Below are 23,634 nucleotides of genomic sequence, written 5' to 3'. Positions count from 1 at the left end.
CTGCGCGAGGCCTTCCCCGAGCACCCGCTGCGCATCGACCCCAACGGTGGCTGGACGCCCGAGACCACCAGGCGCCTGATGCCGCAGATGGAAGGCTTGCTGCAATACCTCGAGGACCCCGCCCCCGGCAAGGACGGCATGGCCGAGGTCCATCGGTCGGCCACCATGCCATTGGCCACCAACATGTGCGTGATCGGCTTCTTCGATTTCCCCGAGGCGATAACCAAGCGGTCCGTGGATGTGATCCTCTCCGATCACCACTATTGGGGCGGACTGCAGGCGACCCGGGACCTGTCCCGTGTATGCGAGACCTGGGGGCTGGGACTGTCCATGCACTCCAACTCCCACCTCGGCATCAGCCTGATGGCCATGACCCATGCCGCCGCGGCGATCGGCAACCTCTCCTATGCCTGCGACACCCATTATCCCTGGCAGGAGGAAGAGGTCATCGTCGGCGGCAAGATCGCCTTCGAGGACGGCAGCGTGCGCGTCCCCGATGCGCCCGGTCTGGGCGTCGAGCTGGATCGCGACGCCTTGAAGGAACTAGCGCGCAACTTTCAGGAGTGTGGCATTCGTTCGCGTAACGATGTGAAGGAGATGCAGAAGTACGACCCTGCTTGGACAGGGAAGGTACCTCGCTTCTGACGCATCCTGTGAGGCATTGCGATGTGGAGCCGGCGCTGGGCCATTGGGAGGAGCCATGACCAAGGACAAGATTTCTCGTATCGAGCTTTCCCGGGTGATTCTCCCGCTGTCGCGACCGATCAGCGATGCCAAGGTGATGACCGGCAGGCAGACGCCAATGAAGGAGATGTCGCTTCTGTTCGCGGAACTCGAGTCGCGGGATGGGCACAGCGGCATGGGGTTCGGCTATGTGCTGCGCAGCGGCGGCAAGGCGCAATATGCTCATGCCCAGGAGTTGGCGCCCTTCCTGATCGGCGAGGATCCGAACGATATTCCACGACTCTGGGAGCGGCTTGCCTGGCAGGGGGCGTCGGTGGGAAGGAGTGGCGTGGCCGTTCAGGCCATCGCCGCCTTCGATACCGCCCTGTGGGACATGAAGGCGAGGAGGGCCGGACTCTCTCTGGCCAAGCTGCTGGGAAGCCATCGGGAGGCGGTGCCTTGCTACAACACCTCCGGCGGCTATTACGGCACCTCGATCGATGAGGTCTGCGCCAATGCCGATCGCTCGCTCGACGATGGAATCGGTGGCGTGAAGATGAAGGTGGGGCAGCCGGATGTCCGGGAAGACATCGAGCGCGTCACGGCCCTGCGCAAGCATCTGGGCGCTGAGGTACCGATCATGATCGATGCCAATCAGCAGTGGGATCGACCAACGGCGCTGCGTTTCGGGCGTGCGGTCGATGAGCTGGGATTGACATGGATCGAGGAGCCGCTCGATGCCCAGGACGTCGAGGGCCATGCGGAGCTGAACGCGAGCCTCGATACGCCGATCGCTACCGGCGAGATGCTGACCAGCGCGGCCGAACACCAGCGGTTGATCGATGTCCGTGCCGTCTCCTTCGTGCAGCCCGATGCCCCCCGCATCGGGGGTGTCACCCCCTTCCTGAAAGTCGCGACCCTGGCCGATCAGGCCGGCCTGCAGCTCGCGCCCCACTTCGTCATGGAGATCCACCTGCACCTGTGCGCTGCCTACCCCACCCAGACCTGGGTGGAGCACTTCGAATGGCTGGAACCCCTCTTCGAGGAGAGGTTGGAGATTCGCGAGGGCCACATGATCGTGCCCGACCGCCCCGGGCTGGGCCTGACCTTGAGCGAGCAGGCTCGGCATTGGACCCGGGCCTCCGAAGAGTTCCGCTAGCGACGGGCCGATTCCCGTAAGGTGGGACTCATCCTGCCGCGTCGTCTGGGGAGTCATCGCGGGCCAGCAGCCAGTCGCGGAAAGTGGCCAGGGGAGGGAAATCGGCCTTCTCCGGCGGATAGAGCAGGTAGTACCGACGCCGGCTGTCGAGCCCGGCGTCCAGCGGGATGGTCAGGCGGCCATCCCGCAACTCCTCCTCGACCAGGCAGCGGGCGACCAGTGCAATGCCGATGCCCGCGGTGACCGCCTGGATCATGTGCGTCGTGAACTCGAACTGCGGGCCGAGCCGCATGTAGCCCAGCGGCAGTCCCTGTGCCGTGAACCACTGGTGCCAGGCCTCGGAGCGCACGGCGATTTGCAGCAGCAGGTGGCCGACGACGTCGGCCGGCTCGCGGATCGGCCGGTGTGACAGGGCAGCGGGGCTGGCGACCAGCACCACCTCCTCGTCCACCAGGGGGTGGGCGATCAGGCCCGGCCAGGGCTCGACGCCGACGTTGATGGCGGCGTCCATGCCCGACTCGGTGATGTCGTACTCGCCGATGCGCGTGTGCAGGTGCAGCATCACGCCGGGATGACGGCGATAGAACGCCTCCAGGCCGGGCATCAGCCAGCGTTCGCCGAAGGTCGGCAGAATCGCCAGGTTCAGGGAGCTGACCCCCTTGCGGAAGGCGCCGACCCGGGCGCTGGCACCGCTGATCCGGGCCAGCGCCGGGGCGATATCCTGGGCATACATGGCGCCGACCTCGGTCAGCCGGATGTGGCGTCCCTCGCGTTCGAACAGATCGACCTCCAGGAGCCGCTCGAGGGCCTGGATCTGCCGGCTGACGGCACTCTGGGTCAGGCTGAGCTCACTGGCGGCGCGGGTGAAGCTGTGATGGCGGGCGGCCGCATCGAAGGCGAGCAGCATCGACATGGAAGGCGCGAGCCGGTGGATATTCATTCGCAAACCTCATGCAAGGACCGAATAATCATCGATTGTGACGGTGCTTCGGTGTCGTCAGACTTCCTTTACATCATCCATGATCAGGAGGAAGCACGCGATGGCCACCGCGGCACACTCATCGAACCCGCCGGCGCAACGCCCGCAACCCAGGGCCTCCTGGCTGGCGGCGCGGCGACTGGCGCGGATCTTCTGCCTCGACGACTTCGAGCCGGCGGCCCGGCGACACCTGCCGCGGCCGCTTTACGGCTATGTCGCCGGGGCGGCGGAGAGCAATGCGTCGTATCGCGACAACCGCGCCGTGTTCGACGAGTACGGCTTCCGGCACCGGGTGCTGCGTGACGTCAGTGGGCGGGAGTCGTCGCTCGAGCTGCTGGGGCGTCGCTATGCGGCCCCCTTCGGCATCGCTCCCATGGGCATCTCGTCACTGACCGGCTACCGCGGTGACCTGGCCCAGGCCCGGGCGGCCGAGCGGGCAGGCATCCCGATGATCCTCAGCGGCTCGTCGCTGATCCGCCTCGAGGAGGTGGTCGAGGCGGCGCCCGGCACCTGGTTCCAGGCCTACCTGCCCGCCGACTCGTCACGCATCGCCGCCCTGGTCGATCGGGTGGCGCAGGCGGGGGTGGAGACCCTGGTGGTGACGGTGGATTCGGCGGTCGTCCCCAACCGCGAGAACAACCTGCGCAACGGCTTCAGGACGCCGCTGCGCCCGGACCTCCGGCTGCTCCGGGACGGGCTGACGCATCCGACCTGGAGCCTGGGCACCTTCCTGCGCACGCTGCTGCGCCATGGCATGCCCCACTTCGAGAACAATGCCGCCGAGCGTGGCGCCGCCCTCCTGTCGCGGCACGCCACGCGCGACTTCTCGGGGCGGGAACACCTCGACTGGTCGGAATTGTGCCGCATCCGGCGCCAGTGGCGGGGGCACCTGGTGATCAAGGGGCTGTTGCATCCCGAGGATGTCGCCATCGCGCGTGAGCAGGGCGCCGACGGCGTCATCCTCTCCAACCACGGTGGGCGCCAGCTCGACGGCGCCGTCTCGCCGATGCGGGCCCTGCCGCAGGCCATGGAGGTCGCCGGCAACATGGCGGTGATGATCGACAGCGGTTTCCGGCGCGGCACCGACGTGATCAAGGCGCTGGCTCTGGGGGTGCGCTGTGCCTTCATCGGGCGCCCCTTCAACTATGCCGCCGCCATCGGCGGAGAGGCCGGCGTGGACCACGCCATTCGCCTGCTGGTGTCGGAGATCCGCGCCGACATGGGCATGCTGGGGATCACCCGGCTGGCGGAGCTCGATCCCGCGATGCTGGTGGATCTGGCGCGGCGCGGATGATCGCCGGGCGCGGCAGATAACGGCGGCGCCTCAGATGGCGCCGACGATCTTGAGGGCGAAGACGCCGAGGCTGATGGTCAGCATGGAACCGAAGGTGGTCAGCATGATGATGCTGGCCGTCATCCGCTCGTTGGCGCCGTAGGCCTTGGCCATGACGAAGGCCACGGCGGCGGTGGGGCTGGCCAGGAAGAGGAACAGGATGCCCAGCTCGGCGTCGCGATAGCCGAGCAGGAAGGCGCCGGCCGTGCCGGCCAGCGGCAGCCAGACGAGCTTCCACAGCCCGGCATCCAGGGCCTGGCGGCCGTCGTGCCGGATGGCGGTGCCGCCGAGGGTGCCGCCGATGCAGATCAGCGCCAACGGCAGCGAGAGGGAGCCCAGGTACTCGCCCGAAGTCACCAGCCAGGCGGGCAGGGGCAGGGCGAGATAGGCCACCGGCAGGGCGACCATGACGCTGAGGATCAGGGGATTGCGCAGCAGTCCCAGCAGCAGGGAGCGCAGGTCGGAGTCGGCGCTCGGGCTATAGAGGGCGAGGACGATCGAGGAGAACACGTTGTAGACGACGATGACCGATCCCGCCATGATGCCGCCCAGCGACAGGCCGTGGTCGCCGTACATGCTGGCGGCCAGCGCCAGGCCGACGATGCCGGCGTTGCCGCGGAAGGCGCCCTGGACGAAGACGCCGACCTCCTCCCGGGGGTAGCGGAGCCGCGCCCAGCCCCAGGCGGCGAAGAAGCCGAGCACGGAGACGGCCAGGAAGTAACCGATCAGGCCGGGCTGCAGGGCGTAGGCCAGGTCGGCCTTGACGATGCTCAGGAACAGCAGCACCGGCATGGTGACCTTGAAGACCAGGCTGGAGGCGGTGGTGATGAAGGCGGCGTCGATCCAGCCCAGGCGCTTGAGGCCGAGGCCGATGAACACCATGGCGAAGACCGGCAGGGTGATCTCCAGGGTCGACAGGAAGATCTCGAGCATCCCCATCAACGTGCCAGCCACAGGCCGACCACGACGGCGGCCAGCACGGTGGCGAAGAAGATCCGGTTGCGAGTGCGGGTGTCGCGCGGGGGCCTGGAGGTACTCACGGGGGCTCCATGGGGTCGGGAATGGCCGGGGATGACTTGGCGGGACATGGTAATCCCGTTAGCCTGCTACCGCCAGACGGGCACTTGTCGCCCCATACAGGATTTCCCCATGAGCCCCGCCGAAACCCCGAGACCCACGCTGCTCTTCGCCCACGCCAACGGCTTCCCCGGCGTGTGCTATCGCAGCTTCCTGACACCGCTGGCGTCGCGTTACGACGTCCACCCCCTGGACCGCCTCGGGCACCATCCCGACTTCCCGGTAGGCCACAACTGGCTGGCGCTGCGCGACGAGTTACTCCACCACCTGGAGGAGCACGAAGCGCCGGTGGTCGGGGTGGGCCATTCCATGGGCGGCGTGCTGATGGCCATGGCCGCCCAGGCGGCCCCGGAGCGCTTCCGCTGCGTGGTGATGCTGGACCCGCCGCTGATGCTGGGGCTGGATGCCTGGGCCATGAAGGCGGCCAAGCGCCTGGGCGTCGTGGATCGCCTCACCCCGGCGGGCAAGAGTCTGGGCCGGCGCACCCTGTGGCCCGATCGCGAGGCCATGCGCCACTACCTGCGTCGACGCGGGCTGTTCCGGCGCTTCACCGAGCAGGCCCTGGACGACTACGTGGAGGGCGGTACGCGGCTGCTGGACGACGGCCAGGCGGTGCTGGTCTACGACCCGCAGATCGAGGTGGAGATCTTCCGCCATCTGCCCGACCATCTGGGCGACCTGCCGCGTTGCCTGCCGGTGCCGGTGGCGGTGCTGGCCGGGCGCGATTCCGACCTGCTCACCCGGCGCCGGCGGCGCCGTCTCGTGCGTCACGGCGTGCCGCTACGCCTGGTGCCGGGCACCCACATGTTCCCCATGGAGCATCCCGATGAGGCGCGCGACGTCCTGCAGGCGACCCTGGATGACCTGCTGGAGGCCGAGGCATGACGGCGCCACGCGAGCTCAGCCTGGCCGGCGGGCGCCTGGCGGCCCTGGCCTGGGGCGACGAGGACGCCGCCACCTGGCTGGCGCTGCACGGCTGGCTGGACAACGCCGCCAGCTTCGCGCGCCTGGCCCCGCGGCTGGTCGAACGGCTGGGCGTGCGGGTGGTGGCCATCGACTTCGCCGGCCACGGCCACTCCGCCCATCGTGAGGGCGACTATGCCCTGTGGGACTACTGCCACGACCTGCTGGATGCCGCCGACGCCCTGGGCCTGGACCGCCTGAACCTGCTGGCCCACTCCATGGGGGCCGGTGTCGCCGGCCTGGCGGCCGCCGCCCTGCCCGAACGCCTCGAGCGCCTGGTGCTGCTCGACGGGCTCGGCGCGGTGACCACCCCCGCCGACCAGGTGCCGGCCCAGCTGCGCCGTGGGCTGCTGGCCCACCGCCGCCCGCCCTCGCGCGCGCCGCACTATCCTGATAGCGAGACCGCCGTGGCGGCGCGGGTGGCCGGCGGGGCGACCCCCATCGATGCCGAGACGGCCGAGCCGCTGGTGGTACGCAACCTGGCGGCGCTGCCCGGTGGTCGCGTCGGGCTGCGTACCGACCCCCGACTGGTCAGACCCTCGCCGGTGCGCCTCGACCCGGCGCAGGTCCGGGCGCTGCTGGGCGCCGTCCGCTGCCCGACCCTGCTGGTGGAAGGGGCGCAGGGCATCCTCGGCGACACCGAGCGCGCTCGCCACGCCCGCGAGGCGTTGCCCGGCCTGGTGCGGCGGGTGCTGCCGGGCGGTCACCACCTGCACCTGGAGCCGCGGGCGGTGGAGGCGGTCGCCGAAACCATCATCGCCTGGTGGCGTGACACCCGGGCGCTGGAGAAGGAGTCGATGGCATGAGCAGGCAGGCCAGGAATTCCCGCGAGACCGGCAAGCGGGTGGCGCTGGTACTGGGCAGCGGCGGGGCACGTGGCTATGCTCACATCGGCGTGATCGAGGAGCTCGAGGCGCGTGGTTACGAGATCGTGGCGATCTCGGGCTGCTCCATGGGCGCGCTGGTGGGGGGCGTCTACGCCGCGGGCCAGCTCGCGGGCTATCGCGAGTGGGTCTGCCGGCTCGACTACTTCGACGTGCTCAGGCTGGTGGACGTCACCTGGAGCCCCATGGGCGCCATGCGCGCCAGCAAGGTGATGGGCAAGCTGGAGCGGCTGATCGGCGATACGCGCATCGAGGACCTGCCGATCCCGGTCACCACCGTGGCCACCGACCTCAACCGCCAGCGCGAGGTGTGGTTCCAGAGCGGCTCCCTGCTGGAGGCGATCCGTGCCTCCATCGCCGTGCCCGGGGTGATCACCCCGGTACACCGCGGCGACCAGGTGCTGGTGGACGGCGGCCTGCTCAATCCCCTGCCGATCATCCCCACCGTCTCGGCCGACGCCGACCTGGTGATGGCGGTCAACGTCACCGCCCACAGCCCGCGCCCGGTCACCCTGGAGGAGCTGCTGCCCCCCGACCAGGCGGAGCAGGAGCGCAAGCGCGAGCAGGCCCGCGACGCCTCGGGCATCGATTTCGGCGGCTGGATCGAGGAAGTGCGCAGCGCGGCCGGGCGCTGGATCGACGGCCTGGGGGTCAGTGGTGGCAAGGAGGTCGAGGAGAGCAGGGAGGCCGAGGAGGACGAGGCCGGTAATCGCCGGCGCCAGTGGGGGCGCCTGGACCTGATGCTGGCCTCCTTCGATATCACCCAGGCGGCGCTGGCCAAGTACAAGGTGGCGGGCTATCCGCCGGACGTGCTGATCGAGGTGCCCAAGACGGTGTGCGGTGCCTATGAGTTCCACCGGGCCGAGTCGCTGATCCTGCTGGGGCGCCAGCTGGCGGTGGAGGCCCTGGACCGCTTCGAGGGCCACAGCCATCCGGGCTGGGGCGGTCGCGGCATCGTCGTCGACCCGGGGATGCCCGACGAGCCGCTGCCGGGCAAGGGCGAGTGAGCCGCCCTCAGCGCTCGCCGCGACGCCGCAGCAGCACGTAGACGGCGCCGGTGCCGCCGTCGGCCTCGGTGGCCGAGCAGAAGGCCAGCACCCCGGGCCACTCGCGCAGCCAGGCGTTCACGTGACTCTTGATCACCGGGTAATCGCTGGTGGTGCCCCAGGCCTTGCCGTGGACCACCAGTACGCAGCGCTGGCGTGCCGTGCCGGCGTCGCGCAGGAAGCTCTCCAGTTCCTCGCGGGCCTCCTCCAGGGTATGGCCGTGCAGGTCGAGGCCCGCCTCCCAGGCCAGCTGGCCGCGCTTGAGCCGGCTGCGCGTGCGGTAGGGCAGGTCGGGCAGGGCGAAGTCCAGGTACTCCGAGGGGCGTACCGCCTCCACCCGGCCGTCGGAGGTGCGGCCGCTGCCGGCATCGTCGCCCGCCGCCTGGGCCGCGGCGCGGCGCTCGGCGGCCGCGGGGTCGGCCCGCCGCGGGCGACCGGGATCGGCGCGGTTGCGCTCGATCCGCCGCACGCCGGCCTCGCGCAGGGCCTGGCGGAAGGCGTTGATATCGTCATCGTCCGGGCGGTGGCGGTTTCGGCTCATGGCGGGGCGTCGGGTGGCGTCGGGGGCGGACAGTATACCCAGCGTGGCGTGGCTGTGAACCGCCGTGGCGGTTACAATCGGCAGCGGTTCCAACCGATGGTTGCCGTGCCAACCGCCGGTTGACACTTTGCCCCGCCGATTCCTCGACTCGCAGGTGCCCCGTGGCCGAACACCCCGTCCCGCGCTCGACCTCCACCCTAACGCTCTCCGATGATGAGCTCGCCACCGAGCTGCTCACCCTGCGCGACTGCCTGCGCTGGGCGTCCAGCGAGTTCCACCTGGCCGGACTCTTCTACGGCCACGGTACCGACTCGCCCTGGGACGAGGCGGTGGCCCTGACCCTCGGGGCCCTGCACCTGCCCTGGAGCGTCGACCCGGCGGTGCTCGACGCCCGCCTGCTGACCATGGAGCGCCTGCGCATCGTGGCCCTGGTGCGCGCCCGCATCGAGAGCCGTCGCCCGCTACCCTACCTGCTCGGCGAGGCCTTCTTCGCCGGGCTGCCCTTCGACGTCGACGAGCGGGTGCTGATCCCCCGTTCGCCCATCGCCGAGCTGGTCGAGCAGGGCTTCGCCACCTGGTTCCCCGAGGAGCCGCCGGCGCGGGTGCTCGACCTGTGCACCGGCTCCGGCTGCATCGGCATCGCCACGGCACTGCATCTGCCCACCTGCGAGGTGGACCTCGCCGACGTTAGCCAGGATGCCCTGGCGGTGGCCCGCCGGAACATCACCCGCCACGACGTGGGCGACCGGGTCCGCGCCGTGGCCGCGGATCTCTTCGCTGGCCTGGCCGGCCGCCGCTACGACCTGATCGTTGCCAACCCGCCCTATGTGGACGCCCGGGACCTGGCTACCATGCCCGCCGAGTTTCGCCACGAGCCGACGCTGGCGCTGGGCGCGGGACGCGACGGCCTGGACATCGTGCGGCGCATCCTGCGCGAGGCCCGCGAGCACCTCTCCGATGGTGGCGTGCTGATCGTCGAGGTGGGCAATTCCGACCGCCACCTGGAGGCCGCCTTCCCCGAGGTGCCCTTCCTGTGGCTCGACTTCGAGCGCGGCGGCCAGGGCGTCTTCGCCCTCACCGCCGACGAACTCGACGCCCATGCGGCGTCCTTCGCCTGATCTTCGAACCCCACCGGGAGGAGCGCCCATGTCCGGCAACACCTTCGGCAAGCTGTTCACCCTCACCACCTTCGGCGAGAGCCACGGCCCGGCCCTGGGCGCCATCGTCGACGGCTGCCCGCCGGGGTTGCCGCTCACCGAGGCTGACCTGCAGGCCGATCTCGACCGCCGCCGGCCGGGCTCCTCGCGCCACACCACCCAGCGTCGCGAGCCTGACCAGGTGCGCATCCTCTCCGGGGTCTTCGAGGGGGTCACCACCGGCACCCCCATCGGCCTGTTGATCGAGAACACCGACCAGCGCTCCAAGGACTACTCGAAGATCAAGGATCGCTTCCGTCCCGCCCATGCCGACTACAGCTACCACCACAAGTACGGCATCCGCGACTACCGCGGCGGCGGTCGCTCCAGCGCCCGCGAGACCGCCATGCGCGTGGCGGCCGGCGCCATCGCCAAGAAGTATCTCGCTTCCCGGGGCATCCGGGTCCGCGGCTACATGAGCCAGCTGGGACCGATCTCCATCGAGTTCCGCGAGTGGGAGGCGGTGGGCGCCAATCCCTTCTTCTGCCCCGACCCGACCCGGGTGCCCGAACTCGAGGCCTACATGGACCAGCTGCGCCGCGACCAGGACTCGGTGGGCGCGAAGATCACCGTGGTGGCCGAGGGCGTGCCGCCGGGCCTCGGCGAGCCGGTGTTCGACCGCCTGGACGCCGAGCTGGCCCACGGCCTGATGAGCATCAATGCGGTCAAGGGCGTGGAGATCGGCGACGGCTTCTCTTGCGTGGCAAGCCGCGGCAGCGAGCATCGCGACGAGATGGCCCCCGAGGGCTTCCTCTCCAACCACGCCGGCGGGGTGCTCGGCGGTATCTCCAGCGGCCAGGCGATCATCGCCCACCTGGCGCTCAAGCCCACCTCCAGCATCACCCTCCCCGGACGCTCCATCGATGTGCACGGCAACCCGGTGGAGGTGGTCACCAAGGGCCGCCACGACCCCTGCGTGGGCATCCGCGCCACGCCCATCGCCGAGGCGATGATGGCGCTGACCCTGATGGACCACCTGCTGCGCCATCGCGCCCAGAACGCCGAGGTGAGCGTGGACACCCCCGTGCTGCGCTAAGCCCGGCGCCGGCGCATTCGCTGCTACACTGCGGGTCAGACCCACGGACAGGACCATGCTATGAAGATCAACGTCGAGTTCGACCTGACTCCCGAGGAGTTCCGCCAGGCGCTGGGCCTGCCCGACGTGGCCGGCTTCCAGCAGGAACTGCTGGACCAGATCCAGAAGCAGATGGAATCGGGCGTCGAGGGCTACGACCCGATGAGCCTGATGCAGCCCTTCCTGCAGCAGTCCGGCATGGGCCAGGGCCTGTCGCAGGGCCTCTCCCAGGGGCTGGCGAGCTTCGGCAACTACCAGCAGATGATGCTCGACATGCTGCGCCAGGCCGGCCAGTCGGCGGCCCAGGCCAAGCCGACGGAAGGGCAGGGCAAGGCGGGTACGGAGAGTGCTGCCTCGGGCTCCGACACGGCGAAGAAGGGCACCGCCAGCGCTCGTTCCCGGAGCAAGCGCGAGAGCTGAGTCGCCGGGGCGTCATCGTCTTGCAACTTCGGCCGTGTCAGACTAGGATTTGATGCAGCGCAACATGGCGGGCGCGGCGTCCGCCATGCACCACCTACCGAGAGGAATTCCTCATGCAGGACAAGATGTTCGACACCTTCAACGAGCAGACCCGCCAGTTCTTCGAGCCGATGCGCAAGCTCAACTCCCTGATGCTGGACAACATGGAGAAGCTGACCCAGTACCAGATGGAGTCGATGAAGCGCTACAGCCAGATGGGCACCGAGCGCCTGCGCGACGCCAGCGATGTCGGCGACGCCGAGGGGATGCGCGACTTTGGCACCCGCCAGGCCGAGATGATGAACCAGCTCTCCCAGCAGATGCTGGAGGACGCCAAGGCGCTCTCCGAGATGAGCCTGGAGTTCAAGGCCGAGCTGGAGAAGCTGTTCGCCGAGCAGGCCCAGGCGGTGGAGCAGGCCCAACAGCAGGCCCAACAGCAGGCTGCTCCCGCCGAGAAGTCCGGTCCGGCCAAGGCCCAGTCTTCACGGGGCGGTAACAGCAAGGGCTGAGCGCCTTGCCGCGGCTTTTCATCCGGCCCCGGCGGGGCCACTGACCAGGCCGCCACCCTCCACGGGGAGGGTGGCGGGTCGTGCTATCCAACGCCGGCATTTCCGGACCGGCGCCTCAGGAGGGTTCAATGCAGCCAGGGGTTCAAGCACCGACACAGGCCGAGCTGGAGGCGTGGGACGCCCAGCTTCAGCAGATCGGCGAGGAGTATCGCGCCCTGATGGGCGACCTGCTGGAGCGGATGGTGCCCAGCGACGCCGCCGATTCCATCTACGAAGACATGCGCGAGAGCTTCCGTGCCGGCGCCGAGTCGCTGATGCGCAATCCCCCGCTGCTGTGGCAGGCCCAGGCCCGCCTGATGCAGGACCAGTTCGAGCTGTGGCAACACGGCCTGCGCGCCATGGCCGGCGAGTCGGTGGAGCCGCTGGTGACCCCGGAGCGGACGGACCGCCGCTTCAAGGACGAGGCCTGGACCAACGACCCCTACTACCTGGCGATCATGCAGCAGTACCTGCTGTTCTCGCGGATGGTGGAGGAACTGATCGACGACCTCGAGGGGCTCGACCCTGACCAGAAGCGCAGCCTGGCCTTCTATGCCCGCCAGCTGCTCAACGCCATGGCCCCCACCAACTTCGTCACCACCAACCCCGAGGTGATGCGCCGGACGTTCGAGACCCGCGGCCAGAACCTGGTCGACGGCCTGGCGCGGCTGCGCGAGGACCTGGCCAACTCCGCCGAGGGGCTCAACGTCACCATGACCGACCGCAGCGCCTTCGAGGTGGGCGAGAACATCGCGGTGACGCCGGGGTCGGTGGTCTACGAGAACGAGCTCATCCAACTGATCCAGTACGCCCCCACCACCGAGCAGGTCTACAAGACCCCGCTGCTGGTCATCCCGCCCTGGATCAACAAGTACTACATCCTCGACCTGCGCGAGGACAACTCCCTGGTCAAGTGGCTGGTGGAGCAGGGCCACACGGTGTTCCTGATCTCCTGGCGCAATCCCGGGCCCGAGCAGCGCGACCTGACCTGGGCCGACTACATGCAGCTGGGCCCCATCGCCGCCATGGGCGCCATCGAGCAGGCCACCGGCGAGAAGTCGGTGAACCTGATGAGCTACTGCGTGGGCGGCACCCTGGCCGCCTCCACCGTGGCCTACCTGACCAGCACCCGGCGCGGCCGCAAGGTGAAATCGGTCACCTACATGACCACCCTGCAGGACTTCCGCGACCCGGGCGAGATCGGCGTCTTCCTCAACGAGTCGGTGCTGCAGGGCATCGAGGCCAAGATGGAGCGCGACGGCTACCTGGACGGCCGGGTCATGGCCTACAGCTTCAACTTGCTGCGCGAGAACGACCTTTTCTGGTCCTTCTACATCAGCAACTACCTCAAGGGCGACATGCCGGCGCCCTTCGACCTGCTCTACTGGAACACCGACGGCACCAACCTGACGGCCGCCACCCACGCCTGGTACCTGCGTCACCTCTACCTGGAGAACCGCCTGGTGGAGCCCGGCGGCATCGAGTTGGACGGCGTCAAGATCGACCTGCGCAAGGTCTCCGCCCCGAGCTACTTCATCTCCACTCGCGATGACCACATCGCCAAGTGGAACAGCAGCTACTATGGCGCCCTGCTGCCCAAGGGGCCGGTCAAGTTCGTGCTGGGCGGCTCCGGCCATATCGCCGGCATCGTCAACCCCCCCCACAAGAACAAGTACGGCTACTGGACCAACGACGAGCTGCCGCCGACCCCGGAGGAGTGGCTCGAGGGCGCCGAGCAGCACGAGGGCTCCTGGTGGCCCCACTGGCAGGCCTGGATCACCGAGAACGGCTACGCCGACCCGGAGAAGCTGGTCCCTGCCCGTCAGCCCGGCGAGGGCGAACTCGATATCCTCGAGCCGGCCCCGGGTCGCTACGTCAAGACGACCATTCCCGAAGTGCTAGGCGAAACCCCGACTTCGTCGGAAGCTTGAAGCCCTAAGCTTGGAGCTGGAAGAGAATCGCCCCCGTGGCCTTTGCCACGGGGGCGATTCGTTTGGTACTTCGCAGATCCGCGTGAACGACACGTTGTAGGAGGGATGCTCCGCATCGCGACCGGCGCCGTCAGGCGCCCGGCGATGCCTCCATCGCCTGGATGCCCTCCGCAGGGAGGCCTGCGGCCTCCATCGCCCAATGAATTGGCCTCCTACCCAGTGGGGCGACGGCGCAGCCCGGGCAGCACCATCAGCGCGGCGAGCAGCCAGGCGGGCCAGCTGCCGGTGCGGGTGTAGGGGGTGAGGCCCGCCATGGGCACTGCCTCGCCACTGAGGCTCGCCGTCTCGAACTGCGGGGCGCGGGCGGTGACGCGGCCCTGGGGGTCGACGATGGCGGTGACGCCGTTGCTGGTGGCGCGGATCAGGTAGCGGCCGTTCTCCAGGGCGCGCAGCCGGGCCATCTGCAGGTGCTGCAGCGGGCCGATAGAGCGCCCGAACCAGGTGTCGTTGGAGACCGTCAGCAGCAACTCGGCGCCACGCGCCTGCTCGGCGACCCGGTCGGCGTAGATGATCTCGTAGCAGATGGCGTTGCCGATGGTGGTGCCGGCGGCGTGGATTGGCCCCTGACCCTCCGCCCCGGGGGTCATGGTCGGCATGGGCAGGTCGAAGAAGGCGATGGTGCCGGCAAGCAGGCTCTCCAGCGGCAGGTACTCGCCGAAGGGCACCAGGTGCGCCTTGCGGTACTCGCCCTCGGCGTTGCCCAGGCCGATCACGCTGTTGTAGTAGAGGCCGCTGCCGTCGCGCTGCAGGATGCCGGTGAGCAGGGCGGTGTCGGGGGCGAGGTTCGACTGCACCCGCTCGAGGATCGGCCGGGCCTCCTCCTCGAGCATCGGCAGGGCCGCCTCGGGCCAGACGATCAGGTCGACGTCGTCGGGCTGCGCCAGGGTCAGCGTCCGGTAGGTGCGGGCGGCCTCGCGTTGGCCCTCGGGGGTCCACTTGATCAGTTGCGGCAGGTTGCCCTGCAGCAGGGCGACCCGCAGCGGGTCGCCGGCCGGGGTGGTCCACTGGGCGGGAAGCGCCAGCGGCGCCAGCCACAAGACGGCGATGGGGGCGGCGGCCCACCAGCGCCGACGCAGGCACTCCACGCCCAGGGTGCCGGTCAGGGCGGTGATCAGCGACAGCAGGTAGACGCCGCCGATGGGCGCCCAGGGGGCCAGCGGCGAATCCACGTGGGCAGAGCCCAGCAGCAGCCAGGGAAAGCCGGTGAACAGCCAGGTGCGCAGCCACTCTCCCAGCACCCAGGCCCCGGCGAAGCTGAGGAAGGCCAGGCGCGGTCCGGTGACGAGGCGATAGAGCCACAGGGTGGCGGCGAGGAACAGCGCCAGGCCGGCCACGAACAGGCCGGTGAGGAAGAGTGCCAGGGGGACCCCGGTGTAGCCGTAGTCGTGGATCGAGACGTAGACCCAGGAGGCGCCGGAGCCGAACAGCCCGACCCCGTAGCACCAGCCGCGCAGGGCGGCCTGGCCGGGCGTCAGGCCGTGCAGGCCCAGGTAGACCAGGCCGACCGCCACCGGGCCGAGCCACCACAGCTCGAAGGGGGAGGCGGTGAGGGTGGTGAGCACCCCGGCGGCCAGCGCCAGCAGGCAACCGAGGGCCGGGGAGAAGCGTTGCAGGGTCATCGTGGCCATCCTTGGGCGGGGCGGGTCAGGCGTCGTAATCCTCCGAGTCCTCGCAGGGCTCGGCCTCCAGCAGGCGGATGCGGCGGTTGTCGGCGTTGAGCACGATGAAGCGCCAGCCGCCGATTTCGGTATGCTCGCCGCGGGCCGGCAGGTGGCCGAAGCGCTGCATCACCAGGCCGCCGAGGGTGTCGAACTCCTCGTCGGAGAAGCGGGTGTCGAAGCGCTCGTTGAAGTCCTCGATGGGGGTCAGGGCGCGAATGGCGTAGCGGCCCTCGCCCAGGTCGCGGATGTCCTCCTCCTCGTCGGCGTCGTGCTCGTCCTCGATCTCGCCGACGATCTCCTCGAGGATGTCCTCGATGGTGACGATGCCGGCGGTGCCGCCGTACTCGTCGACCACGATCGCCATGTGGTTGTGGGTGTCCTGGAACTCCTTGAGCAGGCTGTTGAGGCGCTTGGATTCCGGGATGAAGAGTGCCGGACGCACCACCTCCTCCAGGCGAAACGGCTTGCCGTTCTCCTGGCCGCTGCGCAGCAGGGGCAGCAGGTCCTTGGCCAGCAGGATACCCTTCACCTCGTCGAGGTTCTCGCCGATCACCGGGTAACGCGAGTGACCGGTCTCGAGGATCACCGGCAGGTACTCCTCGAGCGGCTGGTCCAGGGCGATGGCGGTGACCTGGGAGCGCGGGATCAGCACCTCGCGAACCTGCTGGTCGCTGATCTGCAGGGCGCCCTCGATGATCATCATGGCGTCCTGCTCGAGCCTCAGGCGGCTGGACGCCTGGCGCAGGAACTCCAGCAGCTCGTCCCGCGAACTGGGCTCGTCACTGTCGCTGGAGAGGGCATTGAACAGCTTGTCGAGCCAGGACCTGTTGCCCTGGCTACTCGATCGGTCTTCGCTCATGCGTCGCGTCTCTCGTCCTCGCTGTCAGGCGCCGTCCGGTAGGGATCGGCGATGCCGAGGCCGGCCAGGATCTCGCGCTCCAGGGCCTCCATGGTCTCGGCCTCGTCATCCTCGATATGGTCGTATCCGAGCAGGTGCAGGGTGCCGTGCACCACCATATGAGCGTAGTGATCGTGCAGTGACTTGTCCTGTTCGGCGGCCTCCTGGGCCACTACCGGGTGGCAGACCACCAGGTCACCGAGCAGCGCCAGCGTGACGCCGGGCGGGCACTCGAAGGGGAAGGAGAGCACGTTGGTGGGCCTGTCCTTGCCCCGATAGTCGCGGTTCAGCGCCCGGCTCTCGGGCGTGTCCACCAGGCGCACGGTGAGCTCGGCGTCGGGGGCGACGTCGTGGCGGGCCAGGACGGCGCCCGCCCAGGCCGCGAGCTCGTTCCGGGTGGGCAGCCCCTCGGCCTCCAGGGCCGCCTGACGGTCGACGACGGGGCCGCTCATGAGCCGCCGGACTCCCCGTTGCCGTTGTTGCCCTGCTGGGCACGGTCGAGGCGCTCCTGGCGCAGTGCCTCGCGCTCCTGATCGCGGGCCTCCTTGCGGGCGCGCTCGGCGGCCTCCTGCTCGGCCTCGAAGTGGTCGTAGGCCTCGATGATGCGCTGCACCAGGGGGTGGCGCACCACGTCCTTGGCGGCGAAATGCGTGACGCCGATGCCGGGGGTGTCCTTGAGCACCTCCAGCACCTGGATCAGCCCGGAGGTCTGGCCGCGGGGCAGGTCGACCTGGGTGATGTCGCCGGTGATCACCGCCGTGGAGCCGAAACCGATGCGGGTCAGGAACATCTTCATCTGCTCGCGGGTGGTGTTCTGGCTCTCGTCGAGGATGATGAAGGCGTTGTTCAGGGTGCGTCCGCGCATGTAGGCCAGCGGGGCGATCTCGATCACCTGGCGCTCGATCAGCTTGGCCACCTGCTCGAAGCCGATCATCTCGTAGAGGGCATCGTAGAGGGGGCGCAGGTAGGGGTCGATCTTCTGGGCCAGGTCGCCGGGCAGGAAGCCGAGCTTCTCGCCGGCCTCCACCGCCGGACGCACCAGCAGGATGCGCCGCACCTCCTGCTGGTTGAGCGCCTCCACCGCCGCGGCGACCGCCAGGTAGGTCTTGCCGGTGCCCGCCGGACCGATGCCGAAGTTGATGTCGTGGGCGCGGATGCTCTGGACGTAGCCCTGCTGATTGAGCCCCCGGGGCTTGATCAGCGCGCGGGGCGTGCGCAGCAGCACCTCGTCGTCGTCGCTGCCGCCTTCCTCCTCCTCGAGGGCCTCCAGCCCGGATTCCTGCAGGAAGAGGTGCACGGTGTCGGGCGACAGGTCGCTGGCCTCGGCCTCGCGGTAGAGATGCTCCAGCACATTGGCGGCCGCCTTGACCCGATGGGTGGGACCGGCCAGCTGGAAGGTGTTGCCGCGGTTGCGCAGGGTGATGCCCAGGCGTGACTCCACCAGCTTGAGGTGCTCGTCGCGCTGGCCGCACAGGCTGGCCAGGCGGCGCGGGTCATTGGGCTCGAGATTCAGGGTGATGATGCGGTTGGCCTGGGAGGCTGGCTGGGTCAAGTCGGGGCGGTCCATGGGTAGTGGATGTAGGGTCAGCTTACTGCCCCGGCGGTGGCCGGGGCAACGCGGAAGGGGGTCAGTAGCACTCCGGCGAGGCGAGTTCGCCGCGCAGCGAGTTGGGCAGTGCCTCGCTGATCTCCACGTCGACGAAGTAGCCGATCAGCTCGGTGGGATTGGCGGCACGGAAGTTGACCACGCGGTTGTTCTCGGTGCGCCCGGAGAGCTGGCCCGGATCGCGCGGGGCGAAACCGGTGACCAGGATGCGCTGGGTGGTGCCCACCATGCGCCGGCTGATCTGCATCGTCTGCTGGTTGATGCGCTCCTGGAGGATCGCCAGGCGCCGCTTCTTGACCGCCTCCGGGGTCTCGTCCTCGAGGCTCGCCGCCGGGGTGCCGGGGCGTGCCGAATAGACGAAGCTGAAGGAGTGGTCGAAGCCGATGCGGCCGATCAGGTCCATGGTGGCCGCGAAGTCCTCCTCGGTCTCGCCGGGGAAGCCGACGATGAAGTCGGAGGAGAAGCTGATGTCGGGGCGCAGCTCACGGATGCGCTCCATCTTCTCGACGTACTCCTCAACGCTGTGGCCGCGCTTCATGGCCGCGAGGATGCGGTCGGAGCCGGCCTGTACCGGCAGGTGCAGGTGGCTGACCAGCTCGGGGATCTCGCCGTAGGCCTCGATCAGGCTGTCGGAGAACTCCACCGGGTGGGAGGTGGTGAAGCGGATGCGGTCGATGCCCTCCACCGCCGCCACGCAGGCGATCAGTTCGGCCAGGTCGATCTCGTCGCCCAGCTGGTTGAGCCCGCGGTAGGCGTTGACGTTCTGGCCCAGCAGGTTGATCTCGCGCACGCCCTGGTCGGCCAGGTGGATCACCTCGTCCATCACCGCCTCGAAGGGCCGCGAGACCTCCTCGCCGCGGGTGTAGGGCACCACGCAGAAGGTGCAGTACTTGGAGCAGCCCTCCATCACCGAGACGAAGGCGGTGGCGCCGTCGGAACTCGGCTTGGGCAGGTGGTCGAACTTCTCGATCTCGGGAAAGGTGACGTCGACCACCGAGATCTGGTCGTCGCGGCGGGCGTCGAGCATCGACGGCACCCGGTGCAGGGTCTGGGGGCCGAACACCATGTCCACGTAGGGAGCGCGCTTGCGCAGCGCCTCGCCCTCCTGGCTGGCCACGCAGCCACCGACCCCGATCACCAGGTCGGGGTTGGCTTCCTTGAGCTTCTTCCAGCGGCCCAGCTGGTGGAAGACCTTTTCCTGGGCCTTCTCGCGGATCGAGCAGGTGTTGAGCAGGATGACGTCGGCCTCGCGCTCGTCGTCGGTGAGCTCGAGCCGGTGGGATTCGCCGAGCAGATCCGCCATGCGGGCGGAATCGTACTCGTTCATCTGGCAGCCGTGCGTCTTGATGAAGAGTTTCTTCGCCATAAGAATAGGGTCGTGGCGTCAGGCGCCCGACGTCTGTCACCGGTGGATTCAGGAATGCGCGACGCCCGCGGCGAGTCGGCTCGACGGCGGGGCGGTGCGTGGCTGTGGCCGCCATGGGCCTGTGAAAAGCCATCATTATACGCGCCGCCCCGGGGTGGGGCCAGCCTGGGCGCTCGTCGCACGGGAGTATGCTACCCTTGCGCCTTCAGTCGGGCATGCAGGTCGAGGAGCGGGCAGCGACATGGCGGCGAAGCCGATCTATCGAGTGGTGGTGCATCAGCAGGGGGAGGTCTGGGAGCTCTATGCCCGCGAGATCTACCAGAGCGACCTGTGGGGCTTCATCGAGATCGAGGAGCTGGTCTTCGAGGACGCCTCGAAGCTGGTGGTCGACCCGTCGGCGGATCGCCTGCGCCGCACCTTCGAGGGCGTCAGCCGCAGCTACCTGCCGCTGAACGCCATCCTGCGCATCGACGAGGTGGAGCGGGAGGGGCCGCCGCGGGCGGTGAAGAGCGACGGCCGGGTCGCCGAGTTCCCGCGCCCCTTCACGCCGCCCCCCGGGAAGGAACGCTGAGCGCCGCCCTGGTCAGGATCTGACCAGGATTACCGCGGGGCAGGGGAGGCGCCGTCGGCGGGCACCTTTCCAGCAGTTTTCCCGACGGTTGTCCACAGAAGCTGTGGACAACGCACCGCCGTCTCATCGTAGCGCCGCCGGCAGGACGCCGGCGGGGTCACGGAACGCGTCAGAGTGGACTACCACCAGCCTTGAGCCAGGACGATGGCATGACGAAACACGACATCAAGCGACTCGGAGCGGGTTTGGCCCTGGGGCTGCTGGCCCTGCCGCTCCATGCCCAGGAGGAGGCCGACGACACCACCCGCTGGGTCTCCGACTCCCTGACAACCTACGTACGCAGCGGCCCTACCGACGGCTACCGCATCGTCGGTACCCTCACCGCCGGCGAGCCGGTGGAGCTGCTCGAGACCAGCGGCGACTACAGCCGGGTGCAAGGCCCGGGGGGCGATGCCGTCTGGGTGCTGAGCAGCGAACTGCAGGAGGTGCCCAGCGCCCAGGTGCGCCTGCCCGAACTCGAGCAGCGGGTGGCCGAGCTCAGCGCCGAACTCGAGGGCATCGACGAGGAGTGGGAGAGCCGTACGGCCTCGCTGCGCGAGACCCTGGAGGTTCGCGAGGCGCGCATCGCCGAGCTGGAAGCCCGCAACCAGGAACTCGACAGTGAGACGGAGCAGTCGCGCCAGACCATCCGCGAGCTGCAGGCGCGCCTGGATACCCAGGAGGAGGACCTGCTGCTGCGCTACTTCATGTATGGCGGTGGGGTGGCGGGGGCCGGCCTGCTGGTGGGCCTGATCGTACCCCACCTGCCGCGCCGCAAGCGCAAGCGCGACCGCTGGTTCTGAGGCGAGCCGATGGCGAACGAGTGGCTGACCCGCTGGCGCGAGGGGCGCATCGGTTTCCATCGCGACCAGCCGCATCCCGCCCTGCTGCGTCACTGGCCGTTGCTGGGCGTGCGGCCCGGCACCAAGGTGCTGTTGCCGCTGTGCGGCAAGAGCCTCGACATGCGCTGGCTCGGCCAGCATGATCACCCGGTGCTGGGCATCGAGCTGGCCCCGGAGGCCATCGAGCAGTTCGTCGCCGAGGGACCGGGGCCGGTGTCGCGCTACCACCAGGCCGGATTCGACGTCTGTCGCCAGGGTAACGTCGAGCTCTGGTGTGGCGACTTCTTCCACTTCCATATCGACCAGGCGGCGGAGATTGGGGCCTTCTACGATCGCGCCGCACTGATTGCCCTGCCGCCGGCCACCCGCCAACGCTACGCCTTCCACCTGGCCCAGCTGATTCCCCCCGGTGTGCGGGGGCTGTTGATCGGCCTGACCCGGGCGCCGGGCGATGCGGGCGGCCCGCCCTTCGAGGTGACCACCGCGGAGTTGCGTGAATTGTTCGAGCCCAACTTCCGGGTCACCCTGCTGGAGGAGGGCGACCCGGAGCCGGGTAGCGGCTTTCGCGAGAGCGTCTGGGCCCTGGTGCGCCGCGGCCCGCCGGACGACGGCTAACCCGCTTCAGCGCGCCAGCAGGCGCCCCAGTTCCGGATCCCGGAAGGCGCGATCCAGGCCGTCGGAGAGCAGCTCGTTGACCATGCGGGTGTTGGCGTCCTGGTCGGGGCGCAGGGCGTAGCTCTGGGTGCGGCGCGAGGTGTAGGTCCCGGTGTAGGTGTTGCCGCCGTTGACCGCCTCGGCGACGAACACCGCCTCGATGCGTGCCTCGTCGATCACCGGGCGGCTCTCGCCGCGCCCGTAGCCCAGGTGGTCGAGGGTCAGGGTGAGGCTGGGGCGGCCCTCCGCCCGCTCGGTGGTGGGCTCGAAGCCCATCTCGCGTACCGCCCGCTCGGCCTCGCGCTGCAGCTTCGGCACCAGCTCGTGGGCATGCACGGTGATGGTGGCGGTGGACATGGCGCTGCCGGTTCGGGTGCCGATCACCTCGCCGTCGCGACCGTCCACGGCGGTGACCGTCACTGCCTGGCCGTTGCCGGTGGCCGGGACCTCGGCGCTGCGCCTGGGGTCGAGCTGCAGGGTCTGCGGGGCGGCGCAGCCGGCCAGCCAGCCGGCGGCGAGGAGGGCGGCGGAGAGGCGAAGGAAGCGTCGGCGCTGCATGGCGGATTCCCGTTCCGATGACAATAGTAGAGGCGCCAGTATAGCGGCCCCCGCGGGGCTTCGGTATGCCTCGACCACTCGGCCGTCGGGAGCGGTTACACTGACGGGACACTCCGCAGGAGTCGCGTCATGATCCGCACCGCCACCCCGGAGGACATCCCGAGCCTCGTCGACATCTGGCTGCGCGCCTCGCGCCGCGCCCACGACTTCATCCCCGCCGAGTTCAGGGAGGCCCAGGCCGCGGCCATGGCCGAGCAGCACCTGCCCCGTGCCGAGGTGCAGGTGCTGGAGGTCGAGGGGCGGCTGATCGGCTTCGCCGCCCTCGAGGGGGACCACCTCGAGGCGCTGTTCATCGACCCCGAGGTCCAGAGCTACGGCCACGGCTCGCAATTGATGGCCCACGCCATGAGCCGTCGCGAGCGGCTGACCCTGTGCGTCTACTCGCGCAACGTCCGGGCGGTCTCCTTCTACCATCGCCTGGGCTTCCAGGCCGTAGAGGAGCGCCCCGAACCGCGCACCGGCGAAACCGAGACGCTGATGGCCTGGGCTCGCTAGCACCCGGTGCGCCGGGCTCTGCTAGAATGCGCCCTTTGCCGCGACTGCTGGAGCCTGCCATGACCGACACCGCCCGCGACTTCCTCATCGCCCCCTCGATCCTCTCCGCCGACTTCGCGCGCCTGGGCGAGGAGGTGGATGACGTCCTGGCGTCGGGCGCCGACATCGTCCATTTCGACGTGATGGACAACCACTACGTGCCCAACCTGACCATCGGGCCCCTGGTCTGCGAGGCGCTGCGCAAGCACGGGGTGACAGCACCCATCGACGTGCACCTGATGGTGCGTCCGGTGGATCGGCTGATCGGCGACTTCATCGAGGCAGGGGCCAGCTACATCACCTTCCACCCCGAGGCCTCCGACCACATCGACCGCTCCCTGCAGCTGATCCGCGACGGCGGCTGCCGGTCGGGCCTGGTGTTCAACCCGGCCACGCCGCTCGCCTACCTCGACCACGTCATGGACAAGGTCGACATGGTGCTGCTGATGAGCGTCAACCCCGGTTTCGGCGGTCAGAAGTTCCTGCCCGGTACCCTGGACAAGCTGCGCGAGGCGCGCCGGCGTATCGACGCCTCCGGCTACGACATCCGCCTGGAGATCGACGGCGGGGTCAAGGTGGAGAACATCGCCGAGATCGCCCGGGCCGGTGCCGACACCTTCGTGGCCGGCTCGGCGGTGTTCAAGGGGCGCAACGCGGCGGACCCGCACCGCTACGACGGCGTGATCGGCGAGTTCCGCGAGCAGCTGGCCGGTGTGCGCTGAGCGCGAGCGCCGCTGGTACCTCTACCTGATCGAGACCGCTGGCGGTGCTCTCTACACGGGGATCACCACCGACGTGACACGGCGCCTGGCCGAGCATGCCGCCGGCCGGGGCGCCAAGGCGCTACGCGGTCGTGGACCGCTGCGCCTGGTGTATCAGCAGGCGGTGGGCAGTCGTGGCGAGGCGCTGCGGCTCGAGGCCGAGATCAAGC

At 69.3% G+C, this 23,634-nt stretch carries 26 protein-coding genes; 17 read left to right on the top strand and 9 right to left on the bottom strand.

Annotated elements, in window-relative coordinates; genetic code table 11:
• Window positions 1-645: enolase C-terminal domain-like protein (locus QWY80_RS02895; protein WP_290229177.1), on the top strand; the 645-nt coding region annotated here is incomplete at its 5' end.
• 55 nt (window positions 646-700) lie between these two features.
• Window positions 701-1,822 (top strand): L-talarate/galactarate dehydratase, encoded by a 1,122-nt coding sequence (locus tag QWY80_RS02890; RefSeq protein WP_290229176.1) that lies wholly within the window; start codon window positions 701-703, stop codon window positions 1,820-1,822.
• A 28-nt stretch (window positions 1,823-1,850) separates the two neighbouring features.
• On the opposite strand, the gene QWY80_RS02885 is transcribed toward QWY80_RS02890, so the two are convergent.
• Window positions 1,851-2,762 (bottom strand): LysR substrate-binding domain-containing protein, encoded by a 912-nt coding sequence (locus tag QWY80_RS02885; protein WP_290229175.1) that lies wholly within the window; start codon window positions 2,760-2,762, stop codon window positions 1,851-1,853.
• Between the two features lie 100 nt (window positions 2,763-2,862).
• On the opposite strand from QWY80_RS02885, the gene QWY80_RS02880 reads away from it, so the two are divergent.
• A complete protein-coding gene (locus tag QWY80_RS02880) occupies window positions 2,863-4,095 on the top strand; it encodes an alpha-hydroxy acid oxidase (RefSeq protein ID WP_290229174.1) in 1,233 nt (410 codons plus the stop codon).
• 30 nt (window positions 4,096-4,125) lie between these two features.
• On the opposite strand, the gene QWY80_RS02875 is transcribed toward QWY80_RS02880, so the two are convergent.
• Window positions 4,126-5,073 (bottom strand): AEC family transporter, encoded by a 948-nt coding sequence (locus QWY80_RS02875; protein ID WP_290229196.1) that lies wholly within the window; start codon window positions 5,071-5,073, stop codon window positions 4,126-4,128.
• 210 nt (window positions 5,074-5,283) lie between these two features.
• On the opposite strand from QWY80_RS02875, the gene QWY80_RS02870 reads away from it, so the two are divergent.
• Genes QWY80_RS02870 through QWY80_RS02860 form a run of 3 tightly spaced genes read left to right on the top strand, consistent with a single transcriptional unit; the run spans window position 5,284 to window position 8,065 of the window.
• A complete protein-coding gene (locus tag QWY80_RS02870) occupies window positions 5,284-6,096 on the top strand; it encodes an alpha/beta fold hydrolase (RefSeq protein WP_290229173.1) in 813 nt (270 codons plus the stop codon).
• Entirely contained in the window at window positions 6,093-6,980 is an 888-nt protein-coding gene (locus tag QWY80_RS02865; protein ID WP_290229172.1) for an alpha/beta fold hydrolase, read from the top strand. Before QWY80_RS02870 ends, QWY80_RS02865 begins: the two co-directional genes overlap by 4 nt.
• Complete coding sequence (locus QWY80_RS02860) at window positions 6,977-8,065, top strand: patatin-like phospholipase family protein (RefSeq protein ID WP_290229171.1); 1,089 nt, start codon at window positions 6,977-6,979, stop codon at window positions 8,063-8,065. The genes QWY80_RS02865 and QWY80_RS02860 overlap by 4 nt, the downstream gene beginning before the upstream one ends.
• Before the next feature lie 7 nt (window positions 8,066-8,072).
• On the opposite strand, the gene QWY80_RS02855 is transcribed toward QWY80_RS02860, so the two are convergent.
• Window positions 8,073-8,645, bottom strand: a complete 573-nt coding sequence (locus QWY80_RS02855) for a Smr/MutS family protein (protein WP_290229170.1) — start codon at window positions 8,643-8,645, stop codon at window positions 8,073-8,075.
• A 161-nt stretch (window positions 8,646-8,806) separates the two neighbouring features.
• Here QWY80_RS02855 and prmB point away from each other — a divergent pair, with 161 nt between their 5' ends.
• The 5 genes from prmB to phaC all read left to right on the top strand — a co-directional run bounded on the left by prmB (window position 8,807) and on the right by phaC (window position 13,854).
• The gene (prmB, locus tag QWY80_RS02850) at window positions 8,807-9,763 is read left to right on the top strand and encodes a 50S ribosomal protein L3 N(5)-glutamine methyltransferase (protein ID WP_290229169.1); all 957 of its coding nucleotides are present in this window, start codon (window positions 8,807-8,809) and stop codon (window positions 9,761-9,763) included.
• A 28-nt stretch (window positions 9,764-9,791) separates the two neighbouring features.
• Entirely contained in the window at window positions 9,792-10,877 is a 1,086-nt protein-coding gene (aroC, locus tag QWY80_RS02845; protein WP_290229168.1) for a chorismate synthase, read from the top strand.
• A gap of 60 nt (window positions 10,878-10,937) precedes the next feature.
• On the top strand, window positions 10,938-11,336 hold the full coding sequence (locus QWY80_RS02840) for a DUF6489 family protein (protein ID WP_290229167.1): 399 nt from the start codon (window positions 10,938-10,940) through the stop codon (window positions 11,334-11,336).
• Window positions 11,337-11,449: 113 nt separating this feature from the next.
• On the top strand, window positions 11,450-11,884 hold the full coding sequence (locus tag QWY80_RS02835; protein ID WP_290229166.1) for a phasin family protein: 435 nt from the start codon (window positions 11,450-11,452) through the stop codon (window positions 11,882-11,884).
• 128 nt (window positions 11,885-12,012) lie between these two features.
• The gene (gene phaC, locus QWY80_RS02830; RefSeq protein ID WP_290229165.1) at window positions 12,013-13,854 is read left to right on the top strand and encodes a class I poly(R)-hydroxyalkanoic acid synthase; all 1,842 of its coding nucleotides are present in this window, start codon (window positions 12,013-12,015) and stop codon (window positions 13,852-13,854) included.
• Window positions 13,855-14,066: 212 nt separating this feature from the next.
• On the opposite strand, the gene lnt is transcribed toward phaC, so the two are convergent.
• The 5 genes from lnt to miaB form a co-directional block, all read right to left on the bottom strand.
• The gene (gene lnt / locus QWY80_RS02825) at window positions 14,067-15,533 is read right to left on the bottom strand and encodes an apolipoprotein N-acyltransferase (protein WP_290229164.1); all 1,467 of its coding nucleotides are present in this window, start codon (window positions 15,531-15,533) and stop codon (window positions 14,067-14,069) included.
• A gap of 25 nt (window positions 15,534-15,558) precedes the next feature.
• On the bottom strand, window positions 15,559-16,434 hold the full coding sequence (locus QWY80_RS02820; RefSeq protein ID WP_290229163.1) for a CorC family transporter: 876 nt from the start codon (window positions 16,432-16,434) through the stop codon (window positions 15,559-15,561).
• On the bottom strand, window positions 16,431-16,925 hold the full coding sequence (ybeY, locus tag QWY80_RS02815) for an rRNA maturation RNase YbeY (protein ID WP_290229162.1): 495 nt from the start codon (window positions 16,923-16,925) through the stop codon (window positions 16,431-16,433). The genes QWY80_RS02820 and ybeY overlap by 4 nt, the downstream gene beginning before the upstream one ends.
• Window positions 16,922-18,025 carry a PhoH family protein gene (locus QWY80_RS02810; protein ID WP_290229161.1) on the bottom strand — a complete coding sequence of 368 codons (1,104 nt, stop codon included), beginning with the start codon at window positions 18,023-18,025 and terminating at the stop codon, window positions 16,922-16,924. The genes ybeY and QWY80_RS02810 overlap by 4 nt, the downstream gene beginning before the upstream one ends.
• Window positions 18,026-18,101: 76 nt before the next feature.
• Window positions 18,102-19,445: a tRNA (N6-isopentenyl adenosine(37)-C2)-methylthiotransferase MiaB gene (miaB, locus tag QWY80_RS02805; protein ID WP_290229160.1), complete on the bottom strand. Its 1,344-nt coding sequence runs from the start codon at window positions 19,443-19,445 to the stop codon at window positions 18,102-18,104.
• Window positions 19,446-19,686: 241 nt separating this feature from the next.
• Between miaB and QWY80_RS02800 the strand changes: the two genes are divergently transcribed.
• From QWY80_RS02800 to QWY80_RS02790, 3 genes are all read left to right on the top strand, one after another.
• On the top strand, window positions 19,687-20,016 hold the full coding sequence (locus QWY80_RS02800) for a DUF1820 family protein (protein ID WP_290229159.1): 330 nt from the start codon (window positions 19,687-19,689) through the stop codon (window positions 20,014-20,016).
• Between the two features lie 209 nt (window positions 20,017-20,225).
• Window positions 20,226-20,858, top strand: a complete 633-nt coding sequence (locus QWY80_RS02795) for a TIGR04211 family SH3 domain-containing protein (protein ID WP_290229158.1) — start codon at window positions 20,226-20,228, stop codon at window positions 20,856-20,858.
• A gap of 9 nt (window positions 20,859-20,867) precedes the next feature.
• Window positions 20,868-21,512 (top strand): class I SAM-dependent methyltransferase, encoded by a 645-nt coding sequence (locus tag QWY80_RS02790; RefSeq protein WP_290229157.1) that lies wholly within the window; start codon window positions 20,868-20,870, stop codon window positions 21,510-21,512.
• A 6-nt stretch (window positions 21,513-21,518) separates the two neighbouring features.
• Here the strand turns inward: QWY80_RS02790 and QWY80_RS02785 are convergent, their stop codons facing one another.
• Entirely contained in the window at window positions 21,519-22,109 is a 591-nt protein-coding gene (locus tag QWY80_RS02785; RefSeq protein WP_290229156.1) for a YajG family lipoprotein, read from the bottom strand.
• 129 nt (window positions 22,110-22,238) lie between these two features.
• Here QWY80_RS02785 and QWY80_RS02780 point away from each other — a divergent pair, with 129 nt between their 5' ends.
• The 3 genes from QWY80_RS02780 to QWY80_RS02770 all read left to right on the top strand — a co-directional run.
• Window positions 22,239-22,664 carry a GNAT family N-acetyltransferase gene (locus tag QWY80_RS02780; RefSeq protein ID WP_290229154.1) on the top strand — a complete coding sequence of 142 codons (426 nt, stop codon included), beginning with the start codon at window positions 22,239-22,241 and terminating at the stop codon, window positions 22,662-22,664.
• 59 nt (window positions 22,665-22,723) lie between these two features.
• Window positions 22,724-23,425: a ribulose-phosphate 3-epimerase gene (rpe, locus tag QWY80_RS02775; RefSeq protein WP_290229152.1), complete on the top strand. Its 702-nt coding sequence runs from the start codon at window positions 22,724-22,726 to the stop codon at window positions 23,423-23,425.
• Window positions 23,415-23,634, top strand: a 220-nt coding sequence (locus QWY80_RS02770; RefSeq protein ID WP_290229150.1) for a GIY-YIG nuclease family protein, incomplete at its 3' end; no start/stop codon positions are given. The genes rpe and QWY80_RS02770, both read left to right, overlap by 11 nt.

Source organism: Halomonas ramblicola (assembly GCF_030409215.1).
GTDB lineage: Bacteria > Pseudomonadota > Gammaproteobacteria > Pseudomonadales > Halomonadaceae > Halomonas > Halomonas ramblicola.
This window is presented reverse-complemented; position numbering and strand designations above follow the sequence as displayed.

Bases quoted from the DNA above. Each gene is read 5' to 3' on its own strand.
- QWY80_RS02890 (WP_290229176.1), top strand. From the start codon at position 701: ATGACCAAGGACAAGATTTCTCGTATCGAGCTTTCCCGGGTGATTCTC.
- QWY80_RS02885 (WP_290229175.1), bottom strand. From the start codon at position 2,762: ATGAATATCCACCGGCTCGCGCCTTCCATGTCGATGCTGCTCGCCTTC.
- QWY80_RS02880 (WP_290229174.1), top strand. From the start codon at position 2,863: ATGGCCACCGCGGCACACTCATCGAACCCGCCGGCGCAACGCCCGCAA.
- QWY80_RS02875 (WP_290229196.1), bottom strand. From the start codon at position 5,073: ATGGGGATGCTCGAGATCTTCCTGTCGACCCTGGAGATCACCCTGCCG.
- QWY80_RS02870 (WP_290229173.1), top strand. From the start codon at position 5,284: ATGAGCCCCGCCGAAACCCCGAGACCCACGCTGCTCTTCGCCCACGCC.
- QWY80_RS02865 (WP_290229172.1), top strand. From the start codon at position 6,093: ATGACGGCGCCACGCGAGCTCAGCCTGGCCGGCGGGCGCCTGGCGGCC.
- QWY80_RS02860 (WP_290229171.1), top strand. From the start codon at position 6,977: ATGAGCAGGCAGGCCAGGAATTCCCGCGAGACCGGCAAGCGGGTGGCG.
- QWY80_RS02855 (WP_290229170.1), bottom strand. From the start codon at position 8,645: ATGAGCCGAAACCGCCACCGCCCGGACGATGACGATATCAACGCCTTC.
- aroC (WP_290229168.1), top strand. From the start codon at position 9,792: ATGTCCGGCAACACCTTCGGCAAGCTGTTCACCCTCACCACCTTCGGC.
- QWY80_RS02840 (WP_290229167.1), top strand. From the start codon at position 10,938: ATGAAGATCAACGTCGAGTTCGACCTGACTCCCGAGGAGTTCCGCCAG.
- QWY80_RS02835 (WP_290229166.1), top strand. From the start codon at position 11,450: ATGCAGGACAAGATGTTCGACACCTTCAACGAGCAGACCCGCCAGTTC.
- phaC (WP_290229165.1), top strand. From the start codon at position 12,013: ATGCAGCCAGGGGTTCAAGCACCGACACAGGCCGAGCTGGAGGCGTGG.
- lnt (WP_290229164.1), bottom strand. From the start codon at position 15,533: ATGACCCTGCAACGCTTCTCCCCGGCCCTCGGTTGCCTGCTGGCGCTG.
- QWY80_RS02820 (WP_290229163.1), bottom strand. From the start codon at position 16,434: ATGAGCGAAGACCGATCGAGTAGCCAGGGCAACAGGTCCTGGCTCGAC.
- ybeY (WP_290229162.1), bottom strand. From the start codon at position 16,925: ATGAGCGGCCCCGTCGTCGACCGTCAGGCGGCCCTGGAGGCCGAGGGG.
- miaB (WP_290229160.1), bottom strand. From the start codon at position 19,445: ATGGCGAAGAAACTCTTCATCAAGACGCACGGCTGCCAGATGAACGAG.
- QWY80_RS02800 (WP_290229159.1), top strand. From the start codon at position 19,687: ATGGCGGCGAAGCCGATCTATCGAGTGGTGGTGCATCAGCAGGGGGAG.
- QWY80_RS02795 (WP_290229158.1), top strand. From the start codon at position 20,226: ATGACGAAACACGACATCAAGCGACTCGGAGCGGGTTTGGCCCTGGGG.
- QWY80_RS02790 (WP_290229157.1), top strand. From the start codon at position 20,868: ATGGCGAACGAGTGGCTGACCCGCTGGCGCGAGGGGCGCATCGGTTTC.
- QWY80_RS02785 (WP_290229156.1), bottom strand. From the start codon at position 22,109: ATGCAGCGCCGACGCTTCCTTCGCCTCTCCGCCGCCCTCCTCGCCGCC.
- QWY80_RS02780 (WP_290229154.1), top strand. From the start codon at position 22,239: ATGATCCGCACCGCCACCCCGGAGGACATCCCGAGCCTCGTCGACATC.
- rpe (WP_290229152.1), top strand. From the start codon at position 22,724: ATGACCGACACCGCCCGCGACTTCCTCATCGCCCCCTCGATCCTCTCC.